Annotated in this window: 11 protein-coding genes and 2 rRNA genes; 5 read left to right on the plus strand and 8 right to left on the minus strand. The window is 67.9% G+C overall.

Annotation, left to right across the window (positions count from 1 at the left end):
• The first annotated feature begins 300 nt into the window (after positions 1 to 300).
• The 3 genes from QT196_RS23065 to QT196_RS23075 all read left to right on the plus strand — a co-directional run bounded on the left by QT196_RS23065 (position 301) and on the right by QT196_RS23075 (position 4,246).
• A 23S ribosomal RNA gene (locus QT196_RS23065) occupies positions 301 to 3,423 on the plus strand.
• A gap of 74 nt (positions 3,424 to 3,497) precedes the next feature.
• A 5S ribosomal RNA gene (gene rrf / locus QT196_RS23070) occupies positions 3,498 to 3,614 on the plus strand.
• Positions 3,615 to 3,721: 107 nt separating this feature from the next.
• Entirely contained in the window at positions 3,722 to 4,246 is a 525-nt protein-coding gene (locus QT196_RS23075; protein ID WP_266734367.1) for a GNAT family N-acetyltransferase, read from the plus strand.
• A gap of 16 nt (positions 4,247 to 4,262) precedes the next feature.
• Here QT196_RS23075 and QT196_RS23080 read toward each other — a convergent pair whose 3' ends face one another.
• From QT196_RS23080 to QT196_RS23105, 6 genes are all read right to left on the minus strand, one after another.
• Positions 4,263 to 5,849 (minus strand): type VI secretion protein, encoded by a 1,587-nt coding sequence (locus QT196_RS23080; RefSeq protein WP_168480820.1) that lies wholly within the window; start codon positions 5,847 to 5,849, stop codon positions 4,263 to 4,265.
• Positions 5,846 to 7,270, minus strand: a complete 1,425-nt coding sequence (locus QT196_RS23085) for an ATP-binding protein (protein ID WP_168483915.1) — start codon at positions 7,268 to 7,270, stop codon at positions 5,846 to 5,848. Before QT196_RS23085 ends, QT196_RS23080 begins: the two co-directional genes overlap by 4 nt.
• Positions 7,271 to 7,299: 29 nt before the next feature.
• On the minus strand, positions 7,300 to 8,862 hold the full coding sequence (locus QT196_RS23090; RefSeq protein ID WP_168480821.1) for an SCO6880 family protein: 1,563 nt from the start codon (positions 8,860 to 8,862) through the stop codon (positions 7,300 to 7,302).
• Complete coding sequence (locus QT196_RS23095; RefSeq protein WP_211117404.1) at positions 8,859 to 10,172, minus strand: hypothetical protein; 1,314 nt, start codon at positions 10,170 to 10,172, stop codon at positions 8,859 to 8,861. Before QT196_RS23095 ends, QT196_RS23090 begins: the two co-directional genes overlap by 4 nt.
• Positions 10,162 to 11,013, minus strand: coding sequence for a hypothetical protein (locus tag QT196_RS23100; RefSeq protein WP_168480822.1), 852 nt, complete (start codon positions 11,011 to 11,013; stop codon positions 10,162 to 10,164). Before QT196_RS23100 ends, QT196_RS23095 begins: the two co-directional genes overlap by 11 nt.
• 461 nt (positions 11,014 to 11,474) lie before the next feature.
• Positions 11,475 to 11,783 carry a hypothetical protein gene (locus tag QT196_RS23105; protein ID WP_031067282.1) on the minus strand — a complete coding sequence of 103 codons (309 nt, stop codon included), beginning with the start codon at positions 11,781 to 11,783 and terminating at the stop codon, positions 11,475 to 11,477.
• A 479-nt stretch (positions 11,784 to 12,262) separates the two neighbouring features.
• Here QT196_RS23105 and QT196_RS23110 point away from each other — a divergent pair, with 479 nt between their 5' ends.
• Positions 12,263 to 13,267: a bifunctional lytic transglycosylase/C40 family peptidase gene (locus tag QT196_RS23110; protein ID WP_290355582.1), complete on the plus strand. Its 1,005-nt coding sequence runs from the start codon at positions 12,263 to 12,265 to the stop codon at positions 13,265 to 13,267.
• Between the two features lie 206 nt (positions 13,268 to 13,473).
• Positions 13,474 to 14,187 (plus strand): phosphatase PAP2 family protein, encoded by a 714-nt coding sequence (locus tag QT196_RS23115; RefSeq protein WP_168480824.1) that lies wholly within the window; start codon positions 13,474 to 13,476, stop codon positions 14,185 to 14,187.
• A 118-nt stretch (positions 14,188 to 14,305) separates the two neighbouring features.
• Here QT196_RS23115 and QT196_RS23120 read toward each other — a convergent pair whose 3' ends face one another.
• Together QT196_RS23120 and QT196_RS23125 are read right to left on the minus strand one after the other, a co-directional pair.
• A complete protein-coding gene (locus QT196_RS23120) occupies positions 14,306 to 15,919 on the minus strand; it encodes an FAD-binding oxidoreductase (RefSeq protein WP_168480825.1) in 1,614 nt (537 codons plus the stop codon).
• A gap of 248 nt (positions 15,920 to 16,167) precedes the next feature.
• Positions 16,168 to 16,362, minus strand: a complete 195-nt coding sequence (locus QT196_RS23125; protein ID WP_168480826.1) for a hypothetical protein — start codon at positions 16,360 to 16,362, stop codon at positions 16,168 to 16,170.
• Positions 16,363 to 16,440 lie beyond the last annotated feature (78 nt).

Genomic DNA, 16,440 nt, shown 5'->3' on the forward strand with positions numbered 1-16,440 from the left:
TAAGGAGCATCTAGATCTCGTAAGAGATCCAGAGCCACTACGTCGGCAAATGTTCGACGGTGGTTAGCTCATGGGTGGAACGTTGACTATTCGGCGCACTTGATTGGTTGTCACTAGTACTGCTTCGGCGTGGAACGTGGTGATGGATCGAGTGGGCCGGGCACGTTGTTGGGTATCTGAGGGTACGGACCGTTGAGTCTGGACCTTCGCGATGCCGGCCCCAGTGAACTCAGCCTTCGGGTTGGGGTGGTGGGTGGCTGGTCGTTGCTTGAGAACTGCACAGTGGACGCGAGCATCTGTGGCCAAGTTTTTAAGGGCGCACGGTGGATGCCTTGGCACCAGGAACCGATGAAGGACGTGGGAGGCCACGATAGGCCCCGGGGAGCTGTCAACCGAGCTTTGATCCGGGGGTGTCCGAATGGGGAAACCCGGCAGTCGTCATGGGCTGTCACCCGCTGCTGAACACATAGGCAGTGTGGAGGGAACGCGGGGAAGTGAAACATCTCAGTACCCGCAGGAAGAGAAAACAACCGTGATTCCGGGAGTAGTGGCGAGCGAAACCGGATGAGGCCAAACCAGTCACGTGTGATACCCGGCAGGGGTTGCGTGGTTGGGGTTGTGGGATCTCTCTTTTACAGTCTGCCGGCTGTGAGACGAGTCAGAAACCGTTGATGTAGGCGAAGGACATGCGAAAGGTCCGGCGTAGAGGGTAAGACCCCCGTAGCTGAAACATTAGCGGCTCGTTTGAGAGACACCCAAGTAGCACGGGGCCCGAGAAATCCCGTGTGAATCTGGCGGGACCACCCGTTAAGCCTAAATATTCCCTGGTGACCGATAGCGGATAGTACCGTGAGGGAATGGTGAAAAGTACCGCGGGAGCGGAGTGAAATAGTACCTGAAACCGTGTGCCTACAAGCCGTGGGAGCGTCGCTGTATGTGCTTGCACATGCAGTCGTGACTGCGTGCCTTTTGAAGAATGAGCCTGCGAGTTTGCGGTATGTTGCGAGGTTAACCCGTGTGGGGAAGCCGTAGCGAAAGCGAGTCCGAATAGGGCGTTGAGTAGCGTGCCCAAGACCCGAAGCGGAGTGATCTAGCCATGGGCAGGTTGAAGCGGAGGTAAGACTTCGTGGAGGACCGAACCCACCAGGGTTGAAAACCTGGGGGATGACCTGTGGTTAGGGGTGAAAGGCCAATCAAACTCCGTGATAGCTGGTTCTCCCCGAAATGCATTTAGGTGCAGCGTCGTGTGTTTCTTGCCGGAGGTAGAGCACTGGATAGGCGATGGGCCCTACCGGGTTACTGACCTTAGCCAAACTCCGAATGCCGGTAAGTGAGAGCGCGGCAGTGAGACTGTGGGGGATAAGCTCCATGGTCGAGAGGGAAACAGCCCAGAGCATCGACTAAGGCCCCTAAGCGTGTGCTAAGTGGGAAAGGATGTGGAGTCGCAGAGACAACCAGGAGGTTGGCTTAGAAGCAGCCATCCTTGAAAGAGTGCGTAATAGCTCACTGGTCAAGTGATTCCGCGCCGACAATGTAGCGGGGCTCAAGCACACCGCCGAAGTCATGTCATTGCAGCAATACTCCCAACGGAGGCTGTGATGGGTAGGGGAGCGTCGTGTGCCGGGTGAAGCAGCCGTGGAAACGAGTTGTGGACGGTTCACGAGTGAGAATGCAGGCATGAGTAGCGATACACACGTGGGAAACGTGTGCGCCGATTGACTAAGGGTTCCTGGGTCAAGCTGATCTGCCCAGGGTAAGTCGGGACCTAAGGCGAGGCCGACAGGCGTAGTCGATGGACAACCGGTTGATATTCCGGTACCCGCTTTGAAACGCCCAATATCGAATCCATTAATGCTAAGGCCGTGAAGCCGGCCTGGAGTCTTCGGACAAAGGGACGTGGTGGAGCCGCCGATCCAAGGTGGTAGTAGGTAAGCGATGGGGTGACGCAGGAAGGTAGTCCAGCCCGGGCGGTGGTTGTCCCGGGGTAAGGGTGTAGCCCGTCATCTAGGCAAATCCGGATGACGTTAAGGGTGAGACCTGATGCCGAGCCGATTGTGGTGAAGTGGATGATCCTATGCTGTCGAGAAAAGCCTCTAGCGAGTTTCATGGCGGCCCGTACCCTAAACCGACTCAGGTGGTCAGGTAGAGAATACCGAGGCGTTCGGGTGAACTATGGTTAAGGAACTCGGCAAAATGCCCCCGTAACTTCGGGAGAAGGGGGGCCATTGCTGGTGATGGAATTTACTTCCTGAGCTGGTGGTGGCCGCAGAGACCAGCGAGAAGCGACTGTTTACTAAAAACACAGGTCCGTGCGAAGCCGTAAGGCGATGTATACGGACTGACGCCTGCCCGGTGCTGGAACGTTAAGGGGACCGGTTAGTCACATTTCGGTGTGGCGAAGCTGAGAACTTAAGCGCCAGTAAACGGCGGTGGTAACTATAACCATCCTAAGGTAGCGAAATTCCTTGTCGGGTAAGTTCCGACCTGCACGAATGGCGTAACGACTTCTCGACTGTCTCAACCATAGGCCCGGTGAAATTGCATTACGAGTAAAGATGCTCGTTTCGCGCAGCAGGACGGAAAGACCCCGGGACCTTTACTATAGCTTGATATTGGTGTTCGGTTCGGCTTGTGTAGGATAGGTGGGAGACTTTGAAGCGGCCACGCCAGTGGTTGTGGAGTCATTGTTGAAATACCACTCTGGTCGTGCTGGATGTCTAACCTGGGTCCGTGATCCGGATCAGGGACAGTGTCTGGTGGGTAGTTTAACTGGGGCGGTTGCCTCCTAAAGAGTAACGGAGGCGCCCAAAGGTTCCCTCAGCCTGGTTGGCAATCAGGTGTTGAGTGTAAGTGCACAAGGGAGCTTGACTGTGAGACTGACGGGTCGAGCAGGTACGAAAGTAGGGACTAGTGATCCGGCGGTGGCTTGTGGAAGCGCCGTCGCTCAACGGATAAAAGGTACCCCGGGGATAACAGGCTGATCTTCCCCAAGAGTCCATATCGACGGGATGGTTTGGCACCTCGATGTCGGCTCGTCGCATCCTGGGGCTGGAGTCGGTCCCAAGGGTTGGGCTGTTCGCCCATTAAAGCGGTACGCGAGCTGGGTTTAGAACGTCGTGAGACAGTTCGGTCCCTATCCGCTGTGCGCGTAGGAGTATTGAGAAGGGCTGTCCCTAGTACGAGAGGACCGGGACGGACGAACCTCTGGTGTGCCAGTTGTCCTGCCAAGGGCATGGCTGGTTGGCTACGTTCGGAAAGGATAACCGCTGAAAGCATCTAAGCGGGAAGCCTGCTTCGAGATGAGTACTCCCACCCCCTTTGAGGGGTTAAGGCTCCCAGTAGACGACTGGGTTGATAGGCCAGATATGGAAGCCTGGTAACGGGTGGAGTTGACTGGTACTAATAGGCCGAGGGCTTGTCCTCAGTTGCTCGCGTCCACTGTGTAGGTTCTGAAGTAACGACCTGTGTTTATGCCGGGTTGGTTAACTTCATAGTGTTTCGGTGGTCATAGCGTTAGGGAAACGCCCGGTTACATTTCGAACCCGGAAGCTAAGCCTTTCAGCGCCGATGGTACTGCAGGGGGGACCCTGTGGGAGAGTAGGACGCCGCCGAACAAATTTTGTTAAAGCCCCTCGGGAACGAAAGTTCCCGAGGGGCTTTTTCGCGTTTCCGGGCAGAAATGGGCCCGCTGTTCGGCACGGTCGCTGGAATGCTGAGAGGCATGGGATACGTGATCAGGCCGGTGAAGGCGGGCGAGTGGGAACGGCTGAAGGAGCTGCGGCTGGCGGCGCTGGCCGATCCCGTGGCCCGGGTGGCGTTCAACGAGACCTTCGAGGAGGCCGTGGGCCGGCCGGATGAGCTCTGGCGGCAGCGGGCGGCGCGGAGCGCTGAGGGGCACTCGGTCGTGACGTTCATCGGGGAGGCCGCGGACGGGGATTGGGGCGGCATGGTGGTGGCTCTTGTCGAGACGGACGAGGAGGCGCCGCAGACGCATGTGGTCGGGGTGTATGTGCGGCCCGAGCACCGGGGGACGGGGCTGGCAGGGGAGTTGCTGCGGGCGGCGATCGCGTGGTCGTGGGGCGTGGCCGAGCCGGTGGTCGAGCGCGTACGGCTGTGGGTGCACGAGGAGAACGCGCGGGCGGAGGCCTTCTACCGGGGGCTGGGGTTCTCGGCGACGGGGCGGACCATGGCCGATCCGAAGGACTCCGCGGCGAGTGAGCGGGAGATGGCGCTGCGGCGGGGGTAGTGCGTGGGGCCCGGCGTCAGGTCCGTAGGGAGTGGTGGGGCCAGCGGGCGCGGGCCTGTTCCTGGGAGCGCATGGTGGCCAGGGTCAGCAGGCCGCGTGTGCGGCCCGTTTCGAGGAGGCCGGGGAGGGCGGGCAGAGGGGCGAGGGCCGCGATGTCGTCCAGGACCAGGGTGAGTGGTGGGTCGAGCCGACCGTCAGATGACCGTTCGGCCATGCGGCGGCCGTGCTCGACCACGCTCGAGAGGAGTGCGGTGAGCAGCGGCATCGCACCCGGGTCGGTACGCGGATCCTCGATGGGCTCGCCTACCACGTAAAGCGTTCCCCCTTCATCGAGAAATGATTCGAGGAGAACCGAATCTGCTCGAAGCGGGGTGCAGGAGTCCCGGATGTGGATCGAGGAGAGGGCGGTCAGGGCCCGGCCGATCAACGCCTGGGCGGCTTCCCGGCGTTCGGGGTGGGCCGTGAGCACCGATTCCAGTTCGCCGGCCTGGCCGGCCGAGGCCTTGGGGCTGGTGCGCAGGATGCGGACAGGTTCCTGGGCGGCGCCGGTGGCGTGGGCCCAGCGGTGCAGCTGGCGGAACGGGCGGCCGTCCACCGCGGCGGCGTGCAGCCAGCAGCGCAGCAGGGTCTGGGCGGCGTCCGCCACCGCCGAGTCCAGGGCGGCGGCCGGGCGTACGGGGGCCAGCAGGGCGGTGGCGCGGGCGGTGGCGGTGGCGAGGTCCGTACAGCCGGAGGTGGGGGACCAGCGCAGCCGGGCCGGGGTGTCGAGGTGGTGCGTCGGGTCGTAGGTCAGCAGCGGGCCGAGCTTGGCGCGGGCGTCCTTGGTCTCGGCCCAGACGGCGGGGTCCGTCGTGGCGACGATCAGCGGGCCCGGGGCGGCGGCCGCGGCGGCGACGGAGGCCGCGCGGGCGGCGGCCCGGTCGGTGGTGAACTGGACGCGGGGGAGGGCGGGTTCGATGGGGGCGCCGGCGGCCGGGGTGAGCGGGGGCGCGGTGCGCTGTTCCGGGACGGGGCCGGCCGCGACGGGGTCGAGGGGCGGGGCGAGGACGGCGGGTGTGGCCGGGGCGTCCTCGCTGGGCGCCGTGGGCTCCTGGGCGGCTGGGACGGTCTCCCGTACGGCGTCCCGGGCCGCTCGGGCCTCCCTGGCGTCCCGCGCGGCCCGTTCCGCCTCCCGTGCCTCCTGGTCCGTCAGGCGGGCCTCCCGCGCCTCCCGGGCCTTTGCGCGGCGGGCCTTTCGTACGGCGCGGTAGCGGGCGACGGTCCCCAGTGTGAAGATCACCAGGACCAGCAGCACCATCAGTTCGCCGATGAGAATGCCCCAGAAGAGGCCGTAGCCGGAGAGCTGGCCCTCGGGGGTCTCGGGCCAGGCGGCGGCCATGTCGTGCGGCGCGGAGACCAGATGACGCAGCGCCATCGGCGTACCGGAGTAGGTGACGCCCGCGGGCCAGGCGCCGTGTGCGAACAGGCCGGCCAGCCCGGTCGCCGTCCATACCAGGACGGTCAGGCCCAGCAGGAAGGCGAGCAACCCGACCAGCAGGGAGTCGGGGATGCCGCGCCCCCGGGGCCGGGCGGCGCCTCGTTCGTCGTCGTATCCGCGGGTCACGCCACCGTCTCGCTCGACTCGTCTCTCCACTGCCGCTCCATCGCCATCGCCTCGGCGCGTGCCTCGGCCTCGGCGTCCGCCGCCTCCTGGATGGCGCGTGCCTCGTCCGTCGGCATCGCGGACGCCTCGGTCATCGCCCGGTCGGTGAAGACCAGCGGGCGTTCGGCCTCGGTGATGAGGTGTTTGACGACCTGGACGTTGCCGTTGACGTCCCAGACCGCGATGCCGGGGGTGAGGGTCGGGATGATCTCGACGGCCCACCGTGGCAGGCCGAGTACCCGGCCGGTGGCTCGCGCCTCGTCGGCCTTCTGGGCGTAGATGGTGCGGGTCGAGGCCATCTTGAGGATCGCCGCGGCCTCCCGGGCGGCGGCGCCGTCGACCACGTCGCTGAGGTGGTGGACGACGGCCACGAACGACAGGCCGAGCCGGCGGCCGAACTTCAGCAGCCGCTGGAAGAGCTGCGCCACGAACGGGGAGTTGATGATGTGCCAGGCCTCTTCCACCAGGAAGATGCGCTTCTTGCGGTCGGGGCGGATCCAGGTGTGCTCCAGCCAGACGCCGACGATCGCCATCAGGATCGGCATCGCGATGGAGTTGCGGTCGATGTGCGAAAGGTCGAAGACGATCAGCGGTGCGTCGAGGTCGATGCCGGCCGAGGTCGGTCCGTCGAACATGCCGCGCAGGTCACCGTCGACCAGGCGGTCGAGGACCAGCGCCACGTCCAGACCCCAGGCCCGGACGTCGTCTATGTCGACATTCATCGCCTCCGCCGACTCCGCCTCCGGGTGCCGCAGCTGCTCGACGATGTCGGTCAGGACGGGCTGCCGGTGGGTGATGGTGTCGGTCACGTATGCGTGCGCCACCTTGAGGGCGAAGCCGGAGCGCTCGTCCAGGCCGCGGCCCATCGCGACCTCGATGATGGTGCGCAGCAGGGCCAGCTGGCCGGTGGCGGTGATCGACGGGTCGAGGGGGTTGAGGCGGATACCGCCGTTGAGGGCGGCGGTGGGGTCCAGGCGGATGGGAGTTATCCCCAGCTCCTGGGCGATGAGGTTCCACTCGCCGACGCCGTCCTCGCCCTGCGCGTCCAGCACCACGACCTGGCGGTCCCGGAACCGCAACTGCCGCAGGACGTAGGTCTTCTCCAGCGCGGACTTGCCGTTGCCGGACTCGCCGAGGACCAGCCAGTGCGGGGCCGGCAGCTGCTGTCCGTAGAGCTGGAAGGGGTCGTAGATGTAGCCCTTGCCGCTGTAGACCTCACGGCCGATGATCACGCCGGAGTCGCCGAGACCGGGGGCCGCGGTGGGCAGATAGACCGCCTGGGCCTGGCCGGTGGAGGTGCGTACGGGCAGCCGGGTGGTCTCCACCTTCCCGAACAGGAAGCTGGTGAACGCCTCGGTGAGCGCTCCGATCGGATCGAGCATGGCCATGACGTACGCGCCTCCCAGCGGCTTTAGCGGCGGATCCCGGTCGCGAACGGCAGGGTGTTGACGAACGCCCGGTGGTGCTCGCGGTCGCACCACTCCAGCTTCAGGTAGGACTTGCCGGCCGAGGCGCGGATGGTGCGCTTGTCGCGGGCGAGGGCCTCGGGGGAGCGGGAGGAGACCGTGAGGTAGCCGACGAGGTTGACGCCGGCGGCACCGGACGCCAGATCCTCGCCCCGCTGGTCCACCCGGCCGTGGTGCGCGACGTCCCGCGGGTCCACCACCCGGTTCATCTTCGCCGCGCGGCTGGCCTCGGCATCGTCGTTCGTCTTCTCGGTCAGCATCCGCTCGATGGCGATCTCGGTGGGTTCGAGGTCCATGCAGACCGCGACCGTACGGATCACATCCGGGGTGTGCACCAGGAGGGGCGCGAGGAAGTTGACGCCCACCGGGGTCAGCGGCCACTCCTTGACCCAGGCGGTGGCATGGCACCACGGCGCGCGGGTGGTCGACTCACGCGTCTTGGCCTGGAGATACGTCGGCTCCATCGCGTCCAGCTCGGCCGGCCAGGCGTTGCGCTTGCTCATCGCCTGGATGTGGTCGATGGGGTGGTCCGGGTCGTACATGGAGTGCACGAGGGAGGCGAGCCGGGCCTGGCCGAGCGGCTGGCGCACCCGGATGTCGGCCTCGGCGAGCCGGGCGCAGATATCGGTGAGTTCACGGGCCATGACGACGGCGAGACCGGCGTCCCGGTCCAGCTTCTTGCGCAGCAGCCCGCCCTGGTGCATCCGCGCGGCACGGGCCATGGTCTGTGCCTCGGCGGCCAGCTCGCGGGTGTAGTGCATACAGGCGACGAGGTAGGCGCGGTGCTGCTCGGAGGAGGTGGAGACCATCGACTGGAGCTGCTCGTAGGACTCCTGGAGCCAGTCGGGGGAGCGCTTGTCGCCGCGCTGGGCAACGTCCTTGGCGTGTGCGTCCGGGTCGGCGGGCAGCGTCCGCGCCAGCATCTGGAGCCGGGTCACGAAGCCGTCCCCGTTGGCCACATGCTTGAGCAGCGTCCCGAAACGGTCGACCAGCGCCTCCTGGTCCTCGCTGTCCCGCAGGCCGACGCCCGGGCCCTCGATCTCGATGGCCGCCGTCACGGTCTTGCGGTCGGCGTGCAGCAGCACCGCGATCTCGTCCGGGCCGAACGGCGCGGACAGCCAGTTGATCCGGCCGATGCCCGGCGGCGGGCCGATCTCGACCTCCCGGCCGTCCAGCCGGACGCCCGCCTCGGCGGCGCCGGAGCGGTAGGTGGCGCCGCGGCGGACCGTGCGGCGGAAGCTGCGCCGGATCTCGAACCACTTGTAGAACGTCCGGCCCTTGTACGGCACGTAGACGAGGGCGAGTCCCAGCATCGGGAAGCCGGTCAGGGACACGATCCGCAGCGGCAGCATGGGCACCAGCAGCCCACACATCATGCCGAGGAACGCGCCCGCGATGATCAGCGCGATCTCGCCGGTCTCGCGGTTCTTGCCGACGATGGCGTTGGGCCGGGCGCGGCCGATCAGATAGGTGCGGCGCGGGGCGATCGGGTGGGACTGCGTACTCAACGCCCCTCACCTCCTGCGGTCTTGCCGGAGCGGGAACTGCTGCCCGCGCCGGGGTTCGGGTTCGTACGGGGAGCGGGGGTGGCGGGGGCCGGGGCGCGGCCGCCGCGGGAGCTGTGGGCGGCGACGCCGCCGGCCACCGCGTCGGCCGGCCGGGACTGGCCGCCCTGCGCGCCCTGCCCGCCGTCTCCGCCCGAGCTGCGGGAGCTGTGGGTCTTGATGCCCTGGGAGACCAGTGCGGCGGGCGAGGAGATCATCGCGGCGGCCTGGCTGCCGTCGGTGGCCCGGCCCTTGTTCGTACGGGCCGAGACCATCTCGTCGCCGAAGCCGGGGACGAAGCGGTAGATCACCGCGCTGGCGAAGATGGCGAGGACGATGATCGAGAGGCCGGAGACGACCGCGGAGAAGGCGTTCGGGCCCTTGTCGTGCGACAGCGCACCGGCGACGCCGAGCACGATCACGATGACCGGCTTCACCAGGATCACCGCGATCATGATGCCCGCCCAGCGGCGCACATGCCCCCACATGTTCTTGTCGACCAGCCCGGCGTAGACGACCGTGCCGAGCAGCGCCCCTACGTACAGCAGCGCGGCCCGGATCACCAGCTCCAGCCACAGCACACCGGCGGCGAGCACCGAGACCAGCGACACCACGATCAGCATGATCGGGCCGCCGCCGATGTCCGTGCCCTTCGTGAGCGCCTGGGAGAACGCCCCGAAGAAGGTGTCGGTCTGCGCCCCCGTCCCCTTCGCGATGATCTCGGTGACCCCGTCGGTCGCCGAGACGATGGTGTAGAGGATCAGCGGGGTGAAGGCGGAGGCCAGCACGGTCAGCCAGAGGAACCCGACCGCCTCACCGATCGCCTCCGTCAGCCGCACCCCGCGCACCGCGCGCTTGGCGACGGCCAGCAGCCACAGGACGAGGGTGAGCACGGTGGAGGCGGCGAAGACGACGGCGTACTGCCGCAGGAAAGCGGCGTTGGTGAAGTCCACCTGGGAGGTGGCCTTCACCGCCTCCGACAGCTTCGTGACGATCCAGGCGGCGGCTTTGGCGCAGCCTTTGGCGAGGGATTCGAGGGGGTCGAGGGGGTTGTTGTCGAGGGGGCTGGTGGGGGGTGAGTCGCTGCCGGATTCATTGCGCTTCTGGCAGAGCTGGAGGGCCGGGCCGCTGAGGAGTTTGCAGCGTTCCGACGCCGGACCCGGGTCGGGAGGCGCGGCCATCGCGCGTGTCGCCAGCAGGATCATGCAGGTCTGTACGCCTGCCAGCACGCTGAGAACCGCGGCCGCGCGGCGGTGCTTGGGCCTACCGGGCATACGTGAAACCTCCGTAGCCTTGGACCGCGCCCGCGATGTCCTTCGCTCCGGAGGCGGGGACGTCCCCGCTGACCGGTGCGGGGCCGTCTGTCTGAGAGCGAGTCAGCGTCTTCCAGTCGTCGCCGGTCCAGGCGAGCTTCATCGTGAGGGTGAACCAGCTCGTGGTGACGGGTTTGACGGATCCCTCGCCGGCCATGCCGAGCAGGCCCGTGCACCAGACCTCGACGGTCGCCTGGTCCTTCGCGAAGTCCTTGATCTTGGTGCCGACGGGGATGGTGCGCGAGACGAAGGTCATCCCGGTCGGCGTGCTTCCGTCGGCCTTCAGCCCGACGGTCTTGAAGAAGTCCGGCGAGTAGGCGTCATCGAGCTTGTTCTGGAACGTGGCGGCGGCCGACGGCGCCATGACGGTGTTCACGATCTTGTGCCGCTGGTCCGTGTTGAACATGTCCGAGGACCCCAGCGCCACCGCGAAATTCGCCGCCGCCGACTGCGCCCCCTGCTCCGTCTTGGCGAACCCCGACGCGATGCCGCCGGTCTTGCCGTCGACGGCCTTGGTGCCGGTGGGGGCGGTGGGCTGGGTGTGGCCGGGGTCCTTGGGGGAGTCGTTGGCGGTGGTTTCGCTGTTGCCGCTGCCGCCGCGGTTGGCGAAGGCGATGGCCGCGAGCAGCAGGACGATCACGCCGACGATCGTGACGAGGTTGCGGCTGGACAGGCCGGTCCGGGAGCGCCGTCCCGGGCCGTAGATGTCGCCGTCGTTGTCGGGAAGTCTGGTCCGGGTCTGGCCCGTCTCTGGACCGCGGTGGCTGTCACCGCCGTAGCCGCCGTCGTCACTGAGACTCATCGCGCCTGTGCCCCCTCTGCCGCCGTCGCCGTGCGTGCTGTGTTGTGCCGCCCTCATATGACCGTAGCCGCGCGAACGGCGACTCGGGTGCGGCGGTACGAGTACATCTCACCGTGACGGGTCCTCAGATGCGGTACGGCAGAGGCGAATGGGGGACTCTGGGTTATTTGTACGCATCCTCTGCTCCGCGGTCGCCGGTCGCCTTCTTGCCCCCGCAACCACCTGTCCCCGCGCAGCGCTCGGCCCAATCGGTCCGCTGGTGGCGGGGGTGATGAGGGCGTGCTGCGGTGCCGTCGGGCCGGCGTGAGCAGGCGTCAGCATGTGGCCTCGGCAGGGGAGGTGGGGCCGGTGGGAGCGAGTGGGGGCACGGGGCGGCGGAGAGAGGGTGGGCGGGGGCGCACGGGGGCGACGCGGGGACGGACGGGTACCGGGGGGCGCGCCATACGGGCCGGGGTGTGGGCCTAGACCGCCATGCCGTAGACGATGGTGAACAGCGTCCCGAGGGAGCCGATGATGAAGACTCCGGTCAGGCCGGCCACGATCAGGCCCTTGCCCTGTTCGGCGCTGAAGGTGTCGCGCAGCGCGGTGGCGCCGATGCGCTGTTTGGCGGCGCCCCAGATCGCGATGCCGAGGCACAGCAGGATCGCTACCGCCATAACCACTTCGACCATCACGCGGGCCTCGTTGCCCAGGCTCCCGAACGGCCCCCAGTCCGGGGCGATTCCGCCGATGATGGTGGTGATGTCGCCTTTTTCGGCCGCAATGAACATGTGTGAACTCACCGCCCCTTGATGGGTAGTTGTGTCTCCGTGCCGATGCGGCACAGGTCAGTCTCTATCTTCGCTGACAAATGGGCCGTCAGCTGTCGACTTGGCGGCTTTCTTTGAAGGATCCCGTGCGGGTGGCGTGTGCCTGTGGGCGCACGCCCTCCATTGAACCGGCTGGTCTCACCGTGTGTATCACGGGGGATAACCCTGGGCAATGATCATCGGGAGCACCGGTGGCAGGTCCGGCGCGCCCGGGCGGTTTGTAGCCCGTTCGGGTCCATGGCTACGGTCCTGCCGGGGTTCTGACGCGGTGTCGCCCGTCCGGCGGCATGCAGGGGCGTCGCCGTACGTGCCGCCGCACCCCGGCCGGAGCGCCCCGTGCGCCGCGGCATGCGCCGCCGTGCGGCACCCGGGGCGGCGGGGCGCGCGGGAGCGGCCGGAAAAAGGCAGTGAACCGGGGCTGAATGGGGGAGGGTTGGAGGGTGCGGAAATTCTGGGTGGCCGGAGGGCTCGGGGCGGGGCTGGTGCTCTGCCTGCTCGGGCTGCTTGTGATCGGTACGTACATGGCGGCGGCCGGTCTGGCCGGCGCCGGCGGGCGGGCGATCGGGCTGGCGAAGGGGTCGGTGCCCGCCGAGTATCAGCAGCTGGTGCAGAAGTGGGGGACGCTCTGCCCGGCGATAAGTCCCGCGCTGCTGGCGGCGCAGCTCTATCAGGAGAGCGGGTGGAACCCCAGGGCGCAGAGCCCGGCGGCCGCCCAGGGCATGGCGCAGTTCATCCCGGGGACCTGGCAGACCCATGGCGTCGACGGGAACGGCGACGGCAAGAAGGACGTGTGGGACCCGGAGGACGCGATTCCGTCGGCGGCCTCGTACGACTGCGAGCTGGCGAGCTATGTGAAGCGCGCGCCGGGCAACGCCACGCACAACATGCTCGCCGCCTACAACGCCGGGGCGTATCGCGTCATCCAGTACAACGGGGTGCCGCCGTACAGCGAGACCCGGAACTATGTGAAGACGATCACGACGCTGGCGAAGAGCTTCGAGGCGCCGGTGGGGCGGGTGGAACCGTCGCGCCAGGCGGCCGCCGCCATCTACTTCGCCCAGCAGAAGCTCGGTACGCGCTATCTGTGGGGCGGCACGGGCACCGCGGCGCAGGGCGGCCGGTTCGACTGTTCCGGGCTGACCCAGGCCGCGTACCACTCCGTGGGCATCGAGCTGCCCCGGGTGGCGAACGACCAGTGGAACGCCGGGGCACACCCGAAGCGGAACGAGCTGCTCCCGGGGGATCTGGTGTTCTTCGCGTACGACCTCAAGGACCCGCGGTCCATCCACCACGTGGGCATCTATGTGGGAGGCGGGTACATGATCAACGCGCCGTACACCGGGGCCAGGATCCGGTTCGACAAGATCGATTCGCCGGATTACATCGGTGCCACCCGCGTCACGTCGGATGGCGCAAAAGCGCTGCCCGGCACCAACGCTGCGTGAACATAGGGCCCTGAACTGCGGTGATGAGTCAAGCTTCGATAACGTCCTGGTGATCATCCGGTGGAGAGTGGAACGCCAGGGGCGGGCATCGCGTTTCCTTGGCGTGGGGACGTAGCAGCGCTTGACACGGCACACGCTCGACGACCACGGGGGCAGGCAGCACTACGAAGGCGCTCGCGCGCGCGAAAGATAAGGGGCCGCTGCAGATGGCTGGACTCGCACTCGAGGGGCCGAACCCCGACGTCGACGTGCTCGACGGCATCAACGGCCTCGCGAAGGACGCCCCCCACTGGGTCAACAAGGCCATGGAGTACATCGGTGAGTACGGCATCATCGCCGGCCTCGCCGTGCTGTGTCTGATCGCCTGGTGGTCCGCGCGGCGCAATCCGGGCGCGCCGGCCGCCGTCGCGGGCCTGGTCTGGGCGCCGCTGGCCGCGGGCATCGCCCTGCTGGCCAATATCCCGATCCGGTCGTTCGTCGAACGGCCGCGGCCGTTCAAGGAACACGCCGGACTGGAAGTACTGATCCCCGGCAAGAGCGACTTCTCGTTCGTGAGCGACCACGCGACGCTCACCATGGCGGTCGGTGTCGGGCTGTTCATCGCCCACCGGAAGTTCGGCCTGGTCGGCATTCTGCTGGCGCTCGCCGAGGGCTTCTGCCGCGTCTACATGGGCGTGCACTACCCGACCGACGTGGTCGGCGGCTTCGCCCTGGGCACCGCCGTCGCACTGCTGCTCGCGCCGCTGGCACAGGCCCTGCTGGTGCCGGTGACGACGGCGATCGCCCGGTCGAAGCTGGCGTGGCTGGTGTGCGCGCCGGGCGCCGGTGCGGGGCAGGACGGCGAGGGCAGCCGGGTGGTGGCCACGGGCTCGGCGATGCGCGGCGGGCACAAGGAGCGTGACAAGGATCTGGCGGCCTGAGGGCACGGCCCGGCGGTTCCGGTGAACCGGCGGGCCACGCCCCCGGCTTACAAGGCCTGGCGGATGCGGACGGCCCGGCCCCTCGCGGGGGCCGGGCCGTCCGTGTGTCCGGGGGCTCTCAGAGGGCCTGCGGGAAGGTGCTGAACAGCCGCTGCGGGTCGTAGGTCCGCTTGACCTCGGCGAGCCGGGTGGCGGCGCCGCCGTAGTAGGCCGACTTCCAGTTGCTGAGACCGGGGTCGGTGTAGTTCTGGTAGGCGGCGCCCGAGGAGTGACGGCGCATCGCGTCATGGAAGGAATTCAGCCACGCTGTGCGGGAACCGGGCGAGCCGTTCGCCGGCCAGGACGTCAGGTACTGGGCGAGGAACCGCGAGCCGCGGTGGACAAAGGCGGTGTCGGAGCTCTTGACGCGGTTGACCGCGCCGCCCAGCGCCGTCAGCGCCACATTCCCGGCGACGCCCTTGCGGCCGCCCGCCTCGATCTGGTCCATCAGCGTGCGGATACCGGCCGCGGACAGCGAGCGGTCGAAGAAGTGCGAGCGGGCGGCGTAGGTCTCGCGGCCCAGCTGGCCGGCGCCGGTCTGGCCGGGCAGCGAACCCGGCGCATGGCACTGCGCGGTGGACTTGGAGGAGCAGCCCGCGTAGGACTCCATCGCGTCCAGGTAGCCGGTCGGCGTGAGATGCACGCTCTTGGCGGGGCCGGGGCCGCCCGGCTGGTCGGCGAGCTTGTCGAGGGCGTTCTTCAGATCGCCGTAGCTGCCCAGCGAGAAGGCCGCGACGGAGACGGACGGGGTGCCGCCGGGGTGCGCGTCCAGATGGCAGGCGGACCAGATCTCGTCGGCCTGCACCGGCCCCCACTTCTGCCAGGAGGCCACCACCTTCGCCGCCTTCGACCACGGCCAGGTCAGATACGCCATCACCGCGCGCGGCGCCGGATGCGTACGGAAGCGGAGTTCGGTGACCACGCCGAAGTTGCCGTTGCCGGCGCCGCGCAGCGCCCAGAAGAGGTCGGCGTGCTGCTTCTTGTCGCAGTCGACGGTCTTGCCGTCCGCCGTGACCAGCGTGGCGCCGACGAGGCTGTCGCAGGTCAGGCCGTACGCACGGGAGACCACGCCATGGCCGCCGCCGAGGGTGAGGCCGGATATGCCGACGGTGGGGCAGGAGCCCCCGGGTATCGTCACGCCGTGCGCGCCGAGGCCCTCGTAGACGTCGATGAGCTTGGCGCCGGCCCCGATGCGGGTGATGCCGCCGGAGGGCGCGCCGACCTTGGAGAGGGCGGAGACGTCGATGATGAGCTTGTTGTTGCCGCTGGACCAGCCCGCGTAGGAGTGGCCGCCGCTGCGGATGGCGACCGGGGTGTCGTAGCGCCGGGCGAAGGAGAGGCATTCGGCGATGTCCGCCGGATGCTTGACGTAGGCGATGGCCGACGGCTTCAGCGTGTCGTAGCGGGTGTTGTAGAGGCGCCGGGCGGTCGCGTAGGCGGAGTCGGAGGCCTGCACCAGCTTGCCGTCCAGGCTCTTGCGCAGCGCGGTCCAGGACGACTGGGAGGCCCGGCCCTTGGTGCCGCCCCCGGCGGCGGCCGCCGCATTGGTCCGGGTCGCGCCCGCGCCGGCCGCGGTCTCCGTGCTGCCGGCCGCCGCGTCCGCCGTGCCGGTCTTGTTGTCGCAGCCGGTGGCCAGGGCGACCGCGGTCGCCGCCAGTCCGCCGCCGGTCTGCAGGAGTGTGCGCCGCTTCACTGGGATGAATCCCCCTTGATGTCGTACTGTCCCGCCCCGCCTGCCGGTGGCCCGGTCTGAGGTCACGGGGCGCTGCCCGGGAATCCGCACCGGACGGTCGCGGCGACGCGCTGCCCCGCGTTCCGCTGTGTCCGGTGATGCCCGCGCTGTCCGGTGCTGTCCCTGAAGTCCCTTGGTGGCGCGGTGCCGTTGCTTCCCTGTCTACGCAGATGCGGCAGGGGCGTGCGGGGTTCCCGGAACGGACTTCCTCATTCCAGCGGGCGCCCGGATCCGTTGCCGTCGCCGCCGGATCCGGCCTCGGCCTCGGCCAGATGGCGCTCCGCGTCCGTACGGGCCTGCGAGCGGGCCCGCCGGGCCGGCCCCCGCCAGCCGCAGTCACAGCGGGCCGTGCAGAAGGCGCCGCGTTCGGTGGTGGAGGTCGCGTGAGGGGCTCGGTCGGGCACCTGGCCACGCTACGCGCCCAGGGTGTCCTTGCGTGACGAGCCCCCTCGGCGGTCGTTGAACGGAACGGTCGGCGAAAC

It is taken from the genome of Streptomyces sp. P9-2B-2 (assembly GCF_030406865.1).
Classification (GTDB): Bacteria; Actinomycetota; Actinomycetes; order Streptomycetales; family Streptomycetaceae; genus Streptomyces; species Streptomyces platensis.